The sequence below is a fragment of the Laspinema sp. D2d genome (genome assembly GCF_025370755.1).
In the GTDB taxonomy this organism is placed as follows: domain Bacteria; phylum Cyanobacteriota; class Cyanobacteriia; order Cyanobacteriales; family Laspinemataceae; genus Laspinema.
On record NZ_JAMXFC010000020.1, the window covers coordinates 105,000 to 121,696 of the forward strand.

Annotated in this window: 15 protein-coding genes; 8 read left to right on the top strand and 7 right to left on the bottom strand. The window is 45.7% G+C overall.

What is annotated here, in order from left to right:
- Positions 1 to 11 precede the first annotated feature (11 nt).
- Both cbiD and NG796_RS14910 read right to left on the bottom strand, forming a co-directional pair.
- Positions 12 to 1,073: a cobalt-precorrin-5B (C(1))-methyltransferase CbiD gene (cbiD, locus tag NG796_RS14905; RefSeq protein ID WP_261207626.1), complete on the bottom strand. Its 1,062-nt coding sequence runs from the start codon at positions 1,071 to 1,073 to the stop codon at positions 12 to 14.
- Between the two features lie 87 nt (positions 1,074 to 1,160).
- A complete protein-coding gene (locus NG796_RS14910; protein ID WP_261207627.1) occupies positions 1,161 to 2,048 on the bottom strand; it encodes a tetratricopeptide repeat protein in 888 nt (295 codons plus the stop codon).
- A gap of 882 nt (positions 2,049 to 2,930) precedes the next feature.
- Here NG796_RS14910 and NG796_RS14915 point away from each other — a divergent pair.
- Positions 2,931 to 3,254 carry an RNA recognition motif domain-containing protein gene (locus tag NG796_RS14915; protein WP_261207628.1) on the top strand — a complete coding sequence of 108 codons (324 nt, stop codon included), beginning with the start codon at positions 2,931 to 2,933 and terminating at the stop codon, positions 3,252 to 3,254.
- 313 nt (positions 3,255 to 3,567) lie between these two features.
- Here NG796_RS14915 and NG796_RS14920 read toward each other — a convergent pair whose 3' ends face one another.
- Positions 3,568 to 4,050 (bottom strand): hypothetical protein, encoded by a 483-nt coding sequence (locus tag NG796_RS14920; protein WP_261207629.1) that lies wholly within the window; start codon positions 4,048 to 4,050, stop codon positions 3,568 to 3,570.
- Positions 4,051 to 4,144: 94 nt separating this feature from the next.
- The gene (locus NG796_RS14925; protein ID WP_261207630.1) at positions 4,145 to 7,237 is read right to left on the bottom strand and encodes an efflux RND transporter permease subunit; all 3,093 of its coding nucleotides are present in this window, start codon (positions 7,235 to 7,237) and stop codon (positions 4,145 to 4,147) included.
- 122 nt (positions 7,238 to 7,359) lie between these two features.
- Between NG796_RS14925 and NG796_RS14930 the strand changes: the two genes are divergently transcribed.
- Both NG796_RS14930 and NG796_RS26585 read left to right on the top strand, forming a co-directional pair.
- A complete protein-coding gene (locus tag NG796_RS14930; RefSeq protein ID WP_261207631.1) occupies positions 7,360 to 7,668 on the top strand; it encodes a hypothetical protein in 309 nt (102 codons plus the stop codon).
- Positions 7,665 to 8,132, top strand: a complete 468-nt coding sequence (locus tag NG796_RS26585; RefSeq protein ID WP_411268813.1) for an aspartyl protease family protein — start codon at positions 7,665 to 7,667, stop codon at positions 8,130 to 8,132. The genes NG796_RS14930 and NG796_RS26585 overlap by 4 nt, the downstream gene beginning before the upstream one ends.
- A 1-nt stretch (position 8,133) precedes the next feature.
- On the opposite strand, the gene NG796_RS14935 is transcribed toward NG796_RS26585, so the two are convergent.
- The 3 genes from NG796_RS14935 to rppA form a co-directional block, all read right to left on the bottom strand.
- Positions 8,134 to 10,278 (bottom strand): efflux RND transporter periplasmic adaptor subunit, encoded by a 2,145-nt coding sequence (locus NG796_RS14935; protein WP_261207632.1) that lies wholly within the window; start codon positions 10,276 to 10,278, stop codon positions 8,134 to 8,136.
- 195 nt (positions 10,279 to 10,473) lie between these two features.
- Positions 10,474 to 11,820 carry a two-component system sensor histidine kinase RppB gene (rppB, locus tag NG796_RS14940; protein ID WP_261207633.1) on the bottom strand — a complete coding sequence of 449 codons (1,347 nt, stop codon included), beginning with the start codon at positions 11,818 to 11,820 and terminating at the stop codon, positions 10,474 to 10,476.
- Between the two features lie 22 nt (positions 11,821 to 11,842).
- Entirely contained in the window at positions 11,843 to 12,553 is a 711-nt protein-coding gene (gene rppA, locus NG796_RS14945; RefSeq protein WP_261207648.1) for a two-component system response regulator RppA, read from the bottom strand.
- Positions 12,554 to 12,925: 372 nt separating this feature from the next.
- Between rppA and NG796_RS14950 the strand changes: the two genes are divergently transcribed.
- From NG796_RS14950 to NG796_RS14970, 5 genes are all read left to right on the top strand, one after another.
- On the top strand, positions 12,926 to 13,255 hold the full coding sequence (locus NG796_RS14950) for a four-helix bundle copper-binding protein (protein ID WP_261207634.1): 330 nt from the start codon (positions 12,926 to 12,928) through the stop codon (positions 13,253 to 13,255).
- A gap of 1,251 nt (positions 13,256 to 14,506) precedes the next feature.
- Entirely contained in the window at positions 14,507 to 14,713 is a 207-nt protein-coding gene (locus NG796_RS14955; RefSeq protein WP_261207635.1) for a hypothetical protein, read from the top strand.
- Positions 14,698 to 14,850 (top strand): hypothetical protein, encoded by a 153-nt coding sequence (locus NG796_RS14960; RefSeq protein WP_261207636.1) that lies wholly within the window; start codon positions 14,698 to 14,700, stop codon positions 14,848 to 14,850. Before NG796_RS14955 ends, NG796_RS14960 begins: the two co-directional genes overlap by 16 nt.
- Positions 14,851 to 14,917: 67 nt before the next feature.
- Positions 14,918 to 15,205, top strand: a complete 288-nt coding sequence (locus NG796_RS14965) for an NfeD family protein (RefSeq protein WP_261207637.1) — start codon at positions 14,918 to 14,920, stop codon at positions 15,203 to 15,205.
- 459 nt (positions 15,206 to 15,664) lie between these two features.
- Positions 15,665 to 16,513: a M48 family metallopeptidase gene (locus NG796_RS14970; RefSeq protein ID WP_261207639.1), complete on the top strand. Its 849-nt coding sequence runs from the start codon at positions 15,665 to 15,667 to the stop codon at positions 16,511 to 16,513.
- The last annotated feature ends 184 nt before the right edge of the window (positions 16,514 to 16,697 follow it).

The following is a 16,697-nucleotide window of genomic DNA, read 5'->3' on the forward strand; positions in this document are numbered from 1 at the left end:
GTGCCCTCTCCTCACCACCGGCAAGGCTGTTTTTGAGTAATAATTTCCCCTTGGCGGTCAAATAAAATTGTGCCCATCTCTAAAGAAGTATCGGCATATTTTTTAACATAATTCTTAGCATTTAGACTAATTTTTTCGGCCAAATTATTAAACACTAACTCAGCCAGTCCTCGGGCTTTAATTTCAAAATAAGCCGCATCGGCAGTTTTAGCATTTAATACCGCTTCTACTGTTTCCAAATCTCCCCCCGCCTGAACCACTGCAGCACTGAGAATTTCTAATTTAGCATCGGCAATATGGCTGGATGTATTAAAAATTCCCCCAGCTAATTTAATCAGTTTTCCCTGATATCCCAACAACAAAACCGATTCTGCACCGCGCAATCCTGCTTCAACTAACAGCGCCCCGATCCAGTTTCCTGTTTGCACAATGCTTGATTCAGGAATGCCTAACCGTTGAGCAACTACGAGACCATTATTCCCCAGGCAAAAGGTTAAATGAGGTGAATTTTTGACCTTTAACTGCAAATTCTGCCGAAATTCATCGAGATGATCGGCAGAAGACAGGGGTTGAGAAATACCACTGGTTCCAAGTAAGGCAAGTCCTTCTAAAATGCCAAAAGCGGCGTTAGAAGTCCGGCTGGCGAGTTGTCGTCCTTCGGGTAAAATGATGGAAACAACGAGGGTTTTATCTTCGGGAATTAAGGGGAATAAATTACGCTCAAACAGTTGCCGCGCATAGTGATAAATGGCGGGTTCTCCGGTTTGGGTTTTGCCTAATCCTTCTCCGGCTTCGAGGATTAAAGGTTGGGTTTGGCGAGGGGTCCATTTCACCCATGCCCAAATGGGCGTATTTCGAGTCAAGTCAAGATTATCCCCGGGATCGCTGAGGGTGATAGCGAGGGCGGAAGTCGTATCCAGTTGGGCGACTTGGTGAATGGGAATCTCGATAGATTCGGGAATCAGGTCAAGGGTGACGGTTTTGGGGGCCTCTGTACTGGGAGACAGCACCATCAGGGCCGCTTTCGCCGCAGCAACGGCGAAAACGGGTAGGGTGTAGCCGGTTTTTGCCATGTTAAGAGGGCCACTGATTAAACAGGGTTCTCAGATTTTCTAAGGACTGAAATAATGAATGTTTCGGTTTAGAGGGACTGGTAAAAATTAGGACAGATCTTTGCTAACTGAGGACTCGATATTGAGGTTAGGTTTGAGTTCGTAGGCTTTATCATAACTGGCGGCAGCGCTACGGGTGCAGTCTAAGGCTTCTAGGGCCAAGGCACGATAATACCAGGCTTCGGCATTTTTGGGGTTGAGGTTGACTGCTTTATCAAGACTGACGATCGCTTCTTCATTGCGGTTGAGTTCTTGAAGCACGACGCCACGATTGTACCAAGCCCAGTGATAGCTGGGGAAAGCTTGTACCGCTTTGTCGTAGCTGGCGATCGCTTCGGAATATCGTTTTAACAAGTATAAAGTGTTACCACGATTGTTCCACACTTCGTAGAAGTCCGGTTGTGAGGCCAAGGCTTTGTCATAACAAGCGAGGGTTTTTTCAGTCAATCCCATGCTTTTGAGGGCCAGTCCTCTATGATACCAGGCGCGGGAATAGTCCGGTTTGAATTCGATCGCCCGATCATAGCTGGCGATCGCTTCGTCATATTTACCTAAGTTCCCCAGGGCAATCCCACGATTATTCCAGGTGCGATGATGATCGGGTTTAAGCCGTAAAACGCGATCGTAGCTCTCAACGGCTTCCTGGTGGCGTCCGCTGTCATCCAGGGCGTTGCCGCGATTGATCAGGGCCTGGTAACAGCCCGGATTTAGCTCTAGCGCCATGTCGTAGCTTTTGATCGCAGGATTAGTCCGCCCCAAGTTGTACAGCGCATTGCCGCGACAGTACCAGATTTCATCGGCATTGGGTTCTAGTTCGAGAGCTTTGTCATAGCTGGCGATCGCTCCTGTATAGTTTCCCGCTTCACTCAGGCTTAATCCTTTCCGAAAGAAAAACTCAACCTCTAGGCCCGTAGCACAAGTTATGAAATTTGACATCTTTCTTTTGGGAGACGTTTTTAAGATGATGTTAGCCAGGATACCATATTTTTGGGGGTTGGTAAAACTTTAATTTTAAATTTTTCTGAAACAATTCAGGGGTCTCCAATCGGAGGCCCTCTCTTGTTCATCCAGCTTTCTTCTTGATTATATCGAGGTTTGGGGAGTATTTTTGCAGAAAGGTTGCACTCCCCTAGTCTCAGATCTGAAGCGTTCCTCCCGCCCGGTCCTACGGATAGACTCAGAAAAAAATCATAAGGGCGCAATAGATGTCAAGGGCCTGGGGTAGAGATTTTCTAGCCCTTAAAAAAGAGTACCGCTGTGATCCTGATCCCAAATGCATCGCTATCCATTTATACCTATCCAGATTCTGGGGAATTTTATCCTAGAGTCCATTGATGTCACTACTAGGAACTACTAGAACGCCGATACCCTATTACCCTATATAGATAGACATAAGCTACCGAGGCGATCGCACCGTTCCTAACTGGAAAGGGCAGCAGATCCCGGGGTGTCCCCCGTTATGTTTCACACAGGACTTGCTCAGGGTTCAGGGGGAAGAGGTTCCTAAAATGACACAAGAACCCGGGTGGGATGTTGAGGGGTGAGGGATGGATGCGGCGAGATTTGTCACCTCAAAAAAGGCGATCGCTGGGAAATTTCAATTCTTAAAAATACCTGGGGTAAAGGGTTTCAGCAAATTTTCCGAAAAACTACTGATAGCTTTACCCAAACTGAAAAAACTGTGTTATTGTTATGGATGAGATTGAAATTCGGTTGCAGTGTTTGTTTCGAGTATTGATAGGTATTTCTCCCTTTCGTCTGGACAGGCTTCTCTCCGAAAACTTGACCTCTACATCCGTTGAATTTTGGAGTTAGTCCATGTCTATTTACGTTGGTAATCTTTCTTATGAAGTTACCCAAGATGATTTGAGCGCCGTATTTGCAGAATACGGCTCTGTTAAGCGCGTGAACCTGCCCACCGACCGGGAAACGGGTCGTGTGCGCGGCTTTGCCTTTGTGGAAATGTCCACTGAAACTGAAGAAACCGCTGCCATTGAAGCTCTTGATGGGGCTGAATGGATGGGTCGCGATATGAAAGTCAACAAGGCCAAACCCCGTGAAGACCGTGGCTCCTTTGGCGGCGGCGGCGGTGGCGGCGGCGGTCGCGGTGGTCGTCGCAACAACTTCTCAAAAGGCTACTAAGCTAGATTAGTGGAACTCCAAATTATGAAATCTCCCGAATGATAAGGCTACAGGCACTGAAACCTTGAGTGTCGGAATCCTTTAATCACCATCGGAGAGTTTTTTTCTGGAAACCCATAAGACGAAACTGCTTCGTTTCATAGCTTAACCTGAAAAAGCTCAGATATTCAATATCTGAGCTTTTTTATTGGCTTTAACCCGCCCCCTCAAGGGTAGAGCCTTGGCGGAATGAGTCCGCTTTTACTAACTGGATTAGGTCTGATTTAATTCAGCGTCAACTGTAACCTCTCCCCGACGAGTACAAAATCCACCTTTATTCCCGATTGAACGTAAAGCGCCCATTCACTTTTTCCCCCTGAATATCTGTGAGAATTGCTACCTTATACTCCCCAGATACTTCCGCAGGCAAAAAAGCGGCATAATGTTTTCCCGGTTCGTCATAGGGTAGTTCTAGGGTTCGTTGTTCCCCCGTAGGCGTTTCCACTTGTGCGGTAACCGTTGCAGCGGGAATCGCTTCGTGAGTATCTCCCCTTTGCAGATAAAAATCTAAATGCACTCCTCCCGGTTCAGGTAACGCCACTAATTCTAAATGATACGGACCCATTTCAATCACCTGTCCTCCTTGGGTGGGACGGTCTTTTGGGGTTGTTTCCGTGGGGACTACTGGTGTTTCTGTGGGAGTTTCCGTCGCACTTTCTAGCACATTTGAGTCCGGTTCTCCGGTTCCACAGGCGGTTAAACTGATTAATCCCAGACTAACGACAGTAATAGAGCCTAATTTGAGCGATCGCCACATTTTGAGTTCTCCTTGAGTATGACCTTCTATTCTTCACAACATCTTACGAATCCGTAATGGGTTTCACTCCCTCATCAAACGGTTCCTCCCTATTTTATGTAGAAACTTTTTTCGGCTTTAACTTCCAACCAAATTGAGAATAAAGCGCTGGAATCACCAACAAGGTTAACGCCGTGGAACTAAATAATCCCCCCAAAACAACCACCGCCAACGGTTGTAAAATCTCCTTTCCGGCCCCGGTTCCGATCGCCAGGGGTAACATTCCTAAAGCGGATGTTAAAGCCGTCATTAAAATCGCCGTTAACCGTTCTATTGAACCTTGAAAAATTACCGACTTCAGGGGCATTCCTTCAGCGAGTTTAGAGTTGTAATTATCCACCAATAACAGTCCATTACGAGTGGCAACCCCAAACAAGGTAATAAATCCCACCATTGAAGCGACGGAAAGAACACCACCCCCCAAAGCAACGGAAAAAATTCCGCCGGTAATCGCTAAGGGGAGATTGAGCATAATCATCACTGTACTTGCTAGAGATTTAACAGCAAAATACATTAAAACGGCAATCACAATCAGGGCTAATGACCCAAAAACGAGTAAATTTTGACTGGCCCGCTGTTCTGATTCAAATTGTCCCCCATATTGGATAAAATATCCGGGGGGAAGTTGCACGGATGCTCGCACTTTTTCCCGAATTTCATCAACGATACTCCCTAAATCTCTCCCGGAAACATTGGCGGAAACTACAATTAAGCGCGAGACATTTTCCCGGTTAATGGTATTAGGACCCGTGCCATAATCAATCCGGGCAACTTGAGCGAGGGGAATTTTTGTACCGCTAGGAGTATCAACTAATAAGTTGCGAATCGTCTCTAAATTGTTGCGAAAATCTTCTTTTAACCAGACCACCAAATCGAACAATTGTTGTTGTTCTAGGACTTGGGAAACCACTCGCCCATTCAGGGCAGTTTCCAGGGTGTCTGACAAGTCACCCACGGTTAATCCATAGCGGGCAGCAGCAGGGCGATCAAAGTGAATTTGCACCTGACGGATGGGGACTTGAGGTTCGAGTTGCAAGTCTACTATACCGGGGATATCCTGCATCAAATCGCGGACTTGTGCCCCGAGAATGCGGAGTTCCGGAAGTTCTGGACCGAAGACTTTGACGGCGATCGCACTTCTAACTCCCGATAGGACTTCATCCATCCGGTGTGAGATAAATCCGCCAATACTGGGGGCAACACCCGGTAATTTATCAAATTCTTCCCGTAACTTGGCGATCGCCCCTTCTCGATCTTGTATTCCTACATCACTCAACTCTATATCCAAATGTCCTAACGTTACCCCTCCAGCATCGGAATCTCCCGGTGCTCGTCCCGATCGCAACTGCACCCAACTAAAACGCGGGTCGTCTTTCAGGGCCTCTTGCATCGCTAACCCCGCCCGATTTGTCATTTCTAATGATACTCCCGGATAGAGCACCATTGCATTCACTAAAGACCGTTCCTGAAACTCGGGTAAAAATACCCGTCCCAAAGAGGGCAAGATAATCAAAGAAGCAATAAATGCAGCGGTTGCTATCCCTAAAATTAGACCGGGCCATTGAATAGAAATTTGCAATAAAGGCCGGTAAAGCCATTCCGAAACCCTAGAAATCCAAGTTTCTTCCTCTGGTAAAGATTGAGAAGATAATAAAAACGCACATAAGGCCGGAGAAAGAGTCAAGGCCACAAAGGTAGAGGCAAAAATCGACACTAAATAGGCCACTCCCATCGGGGCAAAAATTCGCCCTTCAACGCCGGTTAATGTAAAAATTGGGGCAAATACTACAGCAATAATGACTGTAGAAAATATCACACTAACCCGTACTTCTACCGAAGTATCATACACCACTTGAAGCGCAGGAATTGGATTCCCTGCCGCTTGGTTTTTTCTTAACCCTCGGTAACAGTTTTCCATATCTACAATCGAATCATCTACCACGGATCCAATGGCTACGGCTAATCCCCCCAGGGTCATGGTATTAATAGCTTGACCGAAAAGATTCATCACCATTAATCCAATAATTAAAGATAAAGGAATGGCACTCAAGGTAATCACGGCAGTGCGCCAATTCATTAAAAAGAGAAATAGAATAATTGAAACGATGATAATTCCATCTCGCAGAGAATCCCGGACATTTTCAATAGAAGCATCAATAAAGTCCGATTGCCGAAAAGTGACCATGATCTTGACATCAGGGGGTAAGCTTGTTTGCAGTTCTGCGATCGCCGCCTCCACCGCTTTCGTTACCGTGGGAGTATCGGCCAGGGGTTGTTTATTCACCACCACTACCACCGCAGATTGTCCATTCACACTCCCATCCCCCCGTTTTAAGGCAGCCCCAATTTTCACTTCAGCTACATCTTCTAATAAAATGGGAGTACCATTACGGGAGGTTACTACCGATTTTTGTAAATCTTCTAGGGATTCAATCCGACCAATTCCCCTGATAATTAATTCCCGGTCCGGACTTTGTAAAAAACCCCCAGCAGCATTCGTATTCGCTGCTTCCGCTGCTTCTCTAACTTGAGTTAAAGAGACATTATAAGCCTGTAATTTTACTGGATCAGCTAAAACCTGATATTGCCGAACATCGCCGCCATAGGCAATGGCTTGAGTCACTCCTCGGACAGCCAGCAACCGATTAATGATATCGCGATCGACCCATTGTTTCAACTCCATTAAGCTGGTTTCTCCCTCTCCTGTCACCGTAAAGGCATATTGAATAATTGTCCCTATAGGAGAAGACATAGGAGAAATTTGTGGTGTTTCCACCCCTTGGGGTAATTGACTGCCTGCTTGTTGCAATCGTTCGGTGACTAATTGCCGCGCTTGATACTCATCAGTCCCCCATTTAAAAATCACTTTCACCACTGATAGTCCGACTCCAGAAGACGATCGCACGGTTTCTAATCCGGGAGTTCCATTAATGGCACTTTCAATGGGATAGGTGACCAAAGATTCCACCTCTTCCGGGGCTAATCCAGGGGCTTCAGTTTGAATTTCCACTTGAGGAGGAGCAAAGTTTGGAAACACATCTAAGGGCATTTGAGAAATTGTATGAATGCCCAAAATTGTGACAAGTATCGCTCCAATCACGACTAACCACCGCTGGGCGATCGACCATTTCAGAATACCATTAAGCATGGATTAGGAGGGGTGGGAGGTAAGAGTTTGGCTGTGATTTCAGGGTGGCATGAAAAGATGAAATCCAGATGAAATTTTGCTAAAATAGGGAAAATAGAACTCAACCGGGATAAGTAACGACAATGGAAAACCCCATAAAAGCAGCAATCAACGCCAGTGATCAGGATACCTCGTCCCCGACGAATGCCAAAACAGAGGGGATTGGGGAAGTGTTAAGTATGACAGAGATTAAACGCCGCTACCCCCAAGAGTGGGTGTTGATCGCCTACAAAAGGCTCAATCGCGATCAATCGGTACAATCCGGGGAACTGTTAGCGCATTCCCCGGATTGCGATGAGATTGAGAATCGCCTGCTTGAATTCCGAGGCAAACCTCTGGCGATCGAATATACAGGGCCGTTTGTTCCGGATCATGCAGGGGTGCTGATGTGAGCAATGATCAAGTTTATCAGTTAGAGCGCATAGCCTATCCAGGCTTAATCAACCCGGACTGGAAAGTTAATTACCTCTTGATTAGAGTCAAAGTAAGTGTTAACCGGAGAGGAGGAACGTCTGTCACAGCACCTTTATTGGTAGATTGTGGAGCAACTTTTACCTCATTATCTCCAAAGATACTTGAAACGGTCGGGTGCGATCTCTCCAATCCTCTCAAGTATGTTTCCATCCTTACGGGTAGTGGAATTGAAAATAGAATTCCGGTGTTTCAAGTTCCCTGGTTGGGATATAAAAACCATACAAAACCCAATTTCCCCGTCCTTGCTTTAGACCTACCAAAGGGTAGTCTGTGGAAGGGTGTTCTGGGAATGGACTTCCTAGAACAATGTCATGGGGTAATTTCTTTCGCTGAGGGGAAAATTCGCTTTGGTTCGATAGTTAGCATGGAGAGTGCAGGGTAATTTACTCCTTATGATGATGATTGTTGACTAAAACTGGCAATTCACAAAACTCACCCCTAGCTGGTTCACAAAATTCACCTTTTTCGGAGGGAAAAATCGAGTCAGGCTCGGTTGATTTATTTAGAGGTTTACTGCGCCGTCCGAACCAAAATGCCACCCCTGCGATCGCCCCTGATAGAGGGAGCCATCCCCACTGCATTAACCCGGTGGCATTCATCTGGGTTGTCTCGGTTTCTGCGGGGTGATCATGACTGGTATTACTGCCACCTCGGAGGGATTGGGCGTAGAGTTGCATGGCCCCTTCGGTGACAATGCGATCGCCTGCAAATAATCCCCCTTTGACCTCAATTCGCTCTCCAAATTGTTGTCCTAGTTTCACCTCAACCGCCTGAAATTGTTGCCCATTTTGGACATAAACTACCGGCAAATTATTAACTTCTACAATGGCACTTTCAGGGATACTGGTCACCCCTTGGCTGCTTCTCTCCGTAGCAATTTCTAACTCTGCAAACATCCCCGGTTTTAATTCTCCCCCCACATTATCGACTTCCGCCCTCACGGGAATGACTCGGCTTTCTCCTTGGACATCCGGGGCAATATAATTAATTCTTCCGGTAAAAATGCGATTGGGAAAACTCGCTACCTTGATATTGACTTGTTGTCCAATTTTTACCGAAGGTAAATCTTTTTCATACAAATTGGCGATTGCACCCACACGGGTCTGATTTTGAATGTTCATTAAACTTGTTCCTGCTGCATCCACCGATTGACCTGGGGTAATCTCTCGGTGAGCAACGACGCCTGTAATTGGAGAAATTACAGTAACAGTTCCTTGTTCATCTGCCATAATATTTAACTGTTTGAGACGAGTTTGATAGGTGCGATCGCTCAAGTTAACCTGAGATTTTGCTGCTTTTAATTCCGCATCCGCTCGTTTCAATTCCGCTTCGGCTGCAATCACCCCTTGGCGAGTTCTCGCCCGAGTCAGTTGCCCTCGCGCTTGGGCTAATAAATCTTCCGATTCCCGCAACTCTCGTAAGGGTAAATCGGCTTCAGCCCGTTTCACATTGGCTTGGGCTTCCAGTTGTCCTAAGCGGCTTTGAGCGCGGGCTAATTCAGTTTGTGATCGCGCTAAGAGTTCTTCAGATTCCCGTAAGTCTCTTAACGGTAAATCAATTTCTGCTTGTTTCACTTCTGATTCGGCTTGCAGTTGTCCTAAGCGACTTTGAGCGCGTTTAATGGCTGATTTTGCTGCCGCAAATTGGGCTTCAGAATCAAGCATTTGACGGCGTGGAATTGCCCCTTGTTCGACTAATTCTTGATCTCGTTCAAAGCGTTCCTGAGCCACGACTAATTCGGTTTCGGCTTGGGCAATTTCGGCTTCGGCGAGTTCCATTTGGCGCTGATAGTTTTCTCGGGCAACCGAGAGTAATCCGCCTTCCTCCACTAACTGTCGATCGCGTTCATAGCGAGACTGAGCAATTTCTACTTGTTTCTGCGCTGCAGCAATTTCCGATTCGGCTAACTCTACTTGGCGGCGATACCCTTCTTCGGCGGCGGTTAATACTCCCTGTTCATCTACCAAATTTTGGTCCCGTTTATAGCGCGATTCAGCCGTTGCTACTTGCTGTTCCGCTTGGGCAATTTCTGCATCAGCAATGGTAACTTGGCGTTGATAATTTTGTTGAGCTAATTGCCAATTTGCCTCAGCTTGCTTGAGATTAGATTCGGCTTCTGCCTGTTTTTGCAGTGCATCTACCCGCAAAGCAGCTAATTCGGGACTTGACAAAATTGCTACGGTGTCTCCCGCTTTAACTGCATCTCCGGGTTCGACTAATAATTCAATAATTTTACCAGCAATGGGTGCAGTGACCTCGACGGTTTCATTGGGTAATGTTTCAATTTGTCCCGTGACTTTTATTCCCAATTCCATCCCCGATTGTTGCACGGGTTCAACTACAATTCCCATGCGTTCAAGGGTTTGAGAATCGACTTTAATTCCCCCCGTCGGTGCATGACTAGCATCGCCACCGCCTTCAAACTCATTTCCATGTCCAGCATGAGCTAAAACTGCCGGAGGAGTCATCATGAGCAGGATAGCAGCCAGTAAGGTCGGGGTTAGGGTAGAGTAATTGAGCGATCGCATGATTAGTCTGGCTCTCGTAAGGGTGAATCAAACCTCACCCCTAAGTCTGACAGAGGAAAATGAAATAAGGATGAAATTGAATTTAATTTTAGAGTGTGGGTACTGGAGAGGTTAGAAACAGGGGTTTTTTCAACCCTCTCATAAAATCAGCAACCCATCTAGTACAGAACTCCAGTTTCTTGTCCCGGATGATCTCTATCCTGATTCTAAAAGCGGCAGGCGAACGGTAAATAAACTCCCTTGACTTAATTCACTTTGCACCAGAACATTACCTTGATGGGTTTTGGCGATCGCCTTAGCAATGGCGAGCCCTAACCCGGAACCTCCGGTATGGCGGGCCCGGTCACTATTAACGCGATAAAAACGGTCAAAAATTCGGTTTAAATCTTGAGAATGAATTCCAATTCCCGTATCTTTTACCTGAATAATGGCATGGCGATCGCTGGCGTCTAAAATTAGAGTAACTTCACCTCCATCCGGAGTATATTGAATGCCATTACTAACTAAATTAAACAGGAGTCGATAGAGTTCTTCTTCATTCCCTTTCACCCGAACGGCTTGCGGGACTCGAATCTCAGTAGTGAGCGTGACTTTCGAGGCGATCGCCAAGGCTGCAATTTCTTCTTCTACATCGCTCATTACATCATTGAGACAGCAAGGCGAAAATTTAACAGGCAGTTCTTGTTGATCCATTCGAGATAATAACAACAAATCATTCACGAGTTGAGAGAGGCGTAAATTTTGGCGATCAACCGTTTTTAAGGTTTCCAAAGCCTCCTCAAAACTAGAACTATTAATTCTTAAATTTGATTCGACTGTGGCTCGAATTGCAGCTAACGGCGTTCTTAACTCATGGGCAGCATCGGCGGTAAATTGTTGAATTTGCCGATAGGATTGATAAATCGGCTGCATGGCAACTCCCGCCAATCCCCAACTAGCAGTTCCTACCCCTAACAAAGCAATGGGTAAGCCGATTAACATAATCACTTGAATTGCCTTTAAATAGTCATCAAATTCTTTCAAACTTCTCCCTACTTGTAGACTGCCCCAATCGCGGGTATCTTCCGTATGTAAAACGACCGAAATTTGATAAAATCTGGTCCCTTGACTATCCGTGAGGGTTTGCCATGTTTCTACAGCTTGTTTCCCGGTTAATCCATCGGGATTCACTCCCGCTACGGCGATTAAATTGCCCGTTAAATCGAGTAAGCGGACGTAATAATCGCCTTGATGAAGCGCCCCGATCGCGTGTCGTTCCCGATTAAACTCTCGGTTCCAACATTGTTCATTTTGAGTACATAAATCTGGCAAGAATCGACCCACTTCCGGTTCTAATTTGGCGGGTTCTTGCAATACGGGTTCTAAACTATCATGAAGGGTTCCTGCAACGGATTCTAATTCGCGATCCAGGGTCATCCAATGGGCATGGGCGATCGCTTCATACATTCCCCACCCACATAACCCCAAAATTACCCCCATAACACCCGCATACCAACAAGCCAATTGGAAGCGAGTTTGTCTAAAAAGTTGATTGTGATTCACGCTGTTTTACTCCCCAGTTGGTTTATTCTTCGGCTTTGAAGCGATATCCCAATCCATAAACTGTTTCTATCAGGCGATCGTAACCCTGTTCGGCGAGTTTGCGACGCAACAGGCGCATTTGTGCGGCAACTACATTACTACCCGGTTCTGAACCTAATTCCCACAACCGATCCAAAATGCGATCGCGGGTGATAATTTGCTGAGGATGACGCATCAAATATTCCAACAACTGAAACTCTTTATTGGTCATAGAAATGGCTACTGATTCGCCGGGTTTCTGATGGCAATAGAGGGTACGAGTCCCGTAATCGAGAGTCAGATTTCCCACATGAATTTGCTGGGGTTGCAATTGAGGCGATCGCCGCTGTAATGCTCGCAACCGGGCCAATAATTCCGCCATCCCAAACGGTTTCACTAAATAATCATCCGCCCCGGCATCTAATCCTGTGACTTTATCTTCCATACTATCTTTCGCCGTCAGCATCAGCACAGGTAAAGCACTGCCAGAAGCCCGCAGCCGCTTACACAATTCTATCCCTGATAATACGGGTAATAACCAATCAAATATCGCCAGGGTATAGGGCGTTTCCACGGGTTGTAAGCTATAACTTTCAATATACTCATAACCCTCTCGCCCATCCTTGGCCCAGTCTACCACGTATGCTTCTCGCTCTAGGGTCCGTTTAATCGCTGCCCCTAAATCCGGCTCATCTTCTACTAACAGTACCTTCATATTTACCCGCCCTTGTTTATCCTTCATCTATCCTACTAGAACGTAGGGACATCGAGTTATCTAAGGCTACGCTCTCGTTCGTTTTTCAATAAAAATGAATAGAGGTAGGTACTTTTTTGAAAATTAGATAACCCTCATTTTTTAGGTTTAGTTTTATCAAAAAACTACTGCTTTAAATGACTTAGTTGTTAGATTTATTATGCTTAAAAAATAATAAAATTTTAGAATATCATCTAAAAATGAAACTGAAATGAAATTCCCGTCTTCCTAAAGAGATACCCGGTTATTCACACTTTTGATAGATCCTATTTCCAAGCTGTTCCGATAATGTGGATCTTAGCACTTCATCAGAAACAAAGGAGGAAAATTTTCATGCCTCATCAAATTAATCAATCTAGTATAGATGCGATCGTCAATTGTGCTATTCAGTGCGAGCATTGTGCTGACGAATGTATTGGCAATATGCCCGACTGCGCTCGCTTATGCCGAGATTGCTCTCAAATGTGCTGGACTATTGCCGGTTTCATGAGTCGAGGTTCTCAATTTATTGAACAAGTGTCTCGCGCCTGCATCGACATCTGTGCAGCTTGTGCGAAAGAATGTGCAACCCATGACAACCCACATTGTCAAAAGTGTGCGGAATCCTGTCGTCAGTCAGTGGATGCACTCCAGAAGATTTCTAGCGTTGCCGTCGGTCGATAATAGCCCTTTGTATATAATCCAAACTACAAAGCAGCACAGCTTTTCCCAGACTTTTCTGTGTAGTTTGGATGAGTGATGCAGTTGGCTTTCTGGTAGAGATTCTTCACCCTTTTAGGATTCGGTATAGGATTAAGTTAGAAACCGGGTTTTTTACACCCCTTCAGCCTGTCACACTCGATCTGGGGCAATCATTCGGTGTCTTGTCCCGGGGATTTAATCCGGTTGTGCCGATGATCCCCCTCGGGTGAAGAATTCGGAGGCCAAAACTTCTCGGATAGATTATACTTAAGGGGAAAGGTTTTTTGAGGAGTTAGACAGACTGGCCTTTTCCCTCTCTACGTTGATTTTGCGTTGGGGCAACAAGGCACGGAAGTTCCAATATAAATTATAACTCAAGATGTCAAAAAACTTATGAAAAGCCTGAAACAATTGCTCTGTATAGAAAACTTCTCAGAGAGAAAGCCCTCTGCGTAATCAATCTTATCTTGAGAATCGTTTATGAGAAGTAGAAGAAATTCTAATTATGGAAAGGGCTAAAATTTCACCGTTTCGTCAGTTCTGGCGTTTATAATTAAACACACTATCTAATCAGCTTCAGCAAGGAGAGTTTTATGGTGCTATCAAACTGGTTTGAATTTATCCTTTTGACCTTATTTAATGCGACGCTTTGTGTATTATTGCCTAGAGTTATCACCTTAAATTGGTCCCAGATTTTCAGTCAACTTAAGGGGCAAAGTAAACGACTCCCCAAGATTACTGGGAAAGATGTTTCTAATCCGGGATTAGTCTCGTCATTAAAAACCACATCCCTGCACAATCAGGTACAGTGACGGTCGTCTGATGAAACTTGACGAATGGGGAACCCTTCAGGTTATTTTATACTCTGTTATTACAAGTCTGAAGCCCGATCGCTGCTTGGAGATGGCAAGATGGAAATTTTGATAAACGGATTCCAACCGAGTCTAATTGATTCGGTTTCAGGCCATGCCCTGTACGATTAACCCCTGATCCCTTCTTGGATTTAACCCCGAAAGCCATCCCCTAGACCGTGGCGCATTCAATCGAAAAAAATCGTTAAATTTTACTCCGTCAATGAGCCGATTTTGATACCCCAAACTTGGAAAATTAGCATAAAATATTTAATAGGGGAATTTTTAACTAAAGCGTTCGATTTCTATTGAACGCTCTATTCCCCTGGGATAAATCCAACAGGGGCAGTGGGGTCGCCAATGACCCAAACTAGGAGGTACTATGGACAACAAGAAGACGGAAACAGAACCTCTGCGACGATTTATCTCCCCTGAACAGTTGGGTTTGGTGGCATTTGTGATTTTATTTTGGGTGATCGCTCTTCATTACACCGTAGATCGATTTTGGCAGACTCAGGATGATTGTCCGGTGATTGTCCCGCAGTCCAGCGCATCGGTCCGTAATATTGAAGGATGTGTCAAGGACTAATCGTGCGATCGCCTGCTTTTCCATGTGGCAGTTTGGGAAATGCACAAGTCTATCGGCAAACGTTGACTCAGATTGGGGATAAACTGGAGGCGATCGCCCCCAAAACATGGGGATGTAGCAACCAATTCAGAGAGTGACACGGGAGTATCCCCACAAAAGGAGCAAGCATTTTAGGGTGGGATTGTCGCGTTCAACCGAAATCCCATGTTCAGTTTTTTAAACAACCTGTTTGCTCCGCATACCGCCCGACTCAAAGAATATCACGATCCTAACTTGAAATATACTCTCGGCAGACCGGGAGAAATTGGGATTGTGGATGAGATGATTAGAGGTCCCTATATAGCCGGGAGAGTCCATTTTAGAGGCAGTTATTGGCCCGCCCGGTGCGATCGCGAAATTGTCATCGGACCGGGAGAACCTGTTCGCATTGTTGGTATTCACTGTATTACCTTATTAGTCCAACCTGTTGGAGCTTTTGAAGAACCCTGTTAATCCGGGGGCGATCGCAATTTTTGCTCCCCCTGGAACCTCGGTGTACCCAGTATTGGGCCTATTTCAAGTCACCGTCCCCTTGATCTGAATCCCTACCCGAACGTTCTACAAACCCCCGATGAGGATTTTGAGGGATTGTGAATGGCAACCTGTCTCTGTCCCGATTCGTCATCTGGATCAGAAGGGATGCGATCACTTATGCTAGAAGTAGACTGAATCAACGGGGCTGAAACCGTCCAGGAGTCTTGAAACTATCCGGGTCTTGGGTTGACTGGGAACAGAGATAAGGCAGAACTTACGCCCAATCTTTTCAGATGTCACACCCTCTGGAGATAGGGCAGTATAGGAATTGCCCAGATGAGGGGATATCGCAGTCCTAGGATGATGGCGATCGCGGTTAAAATACCTTATGTCAATTCAATATCAGTCCTCTTTGTTTAAACATTTCTCACATTTATTATGTTCAACCTTTACGCTTGGATTTCTCATCGAGTTAATCGTCGCTGGATTTACCCGCTCATTTCTGCGATTATGGCGATCGCCTTAGTCGTCAGTTCCTCCTATCCTAGCTCCGCATTTAACCCCCGGAGGTTAATTGGGCCAGGACTTGAGGTCCTGCAACTCAGTACCATGTCCGATGCCCAGGAAGTTGCCTTGGGTCAACAAATCAACCAACAAATTCTCAGGAGTCAATTTAGACTCTATGGAAATACTCAAATTAATACCTATGTTAGGGAGGTTGGCAATCGGTTAGCAGCTCAAAGCGATCGGCCAAATCTTACCTACACTTTCCAGGTTGTTCAGGATGACAGCATCAATGCGTTTGCAACAATGGGGGGTTTTGTTTATGTTACCACAGGTCTGATGAAAGCAATGGATAATGAAGCGCAATTGGCTGGGGTAATGGGTCATGAAATCGGCCACATTGTTAACAAACATTCCATCCGGCAAATGCGTGAAGTAATCATTGCTAGAGGGTTAGCAGGTGCTGCCGGTGTGGATAGCAATATTGCAGTACAACTCGGGGTAGAATTAGCCCTCCGTTTGCCCCGGAGTCGCCAACATGAATATGAGGCCGATCGCGGAGCATTAGCCATCCTCATGAACACAGGTTACTCCCCTCTGGGTCTGGTTCAATTTTTTGAAAAACTTCTGGGCAAACCCTCGCCGCCGACCTTTTTAAGTACCCACCCAGCCAGTAGCGATCGGATTGCAGCCCTCGAACAAATGATTCCAGCAGATCAGGCTAATCAAGGAACCGGATTAGATGGAGCGGCCTATCGGGAAAGAATTCGTCCGCTCTTATAGCGTTTTCCAGCGTTATGAAGTGCATTCTAGGACTTGGTAAAGCCTACGATATAGCTCGGCTTCCTATTGTCAAAAAAGAGCAATATCCTTGGCCTGCTCTCCTCTAAACTTACGGTTCGCTCATTTTAAAAAAAGTAAAAAAGATGGCAATTCAATCCTCTCCTTATGACTAGAAAACAACAGA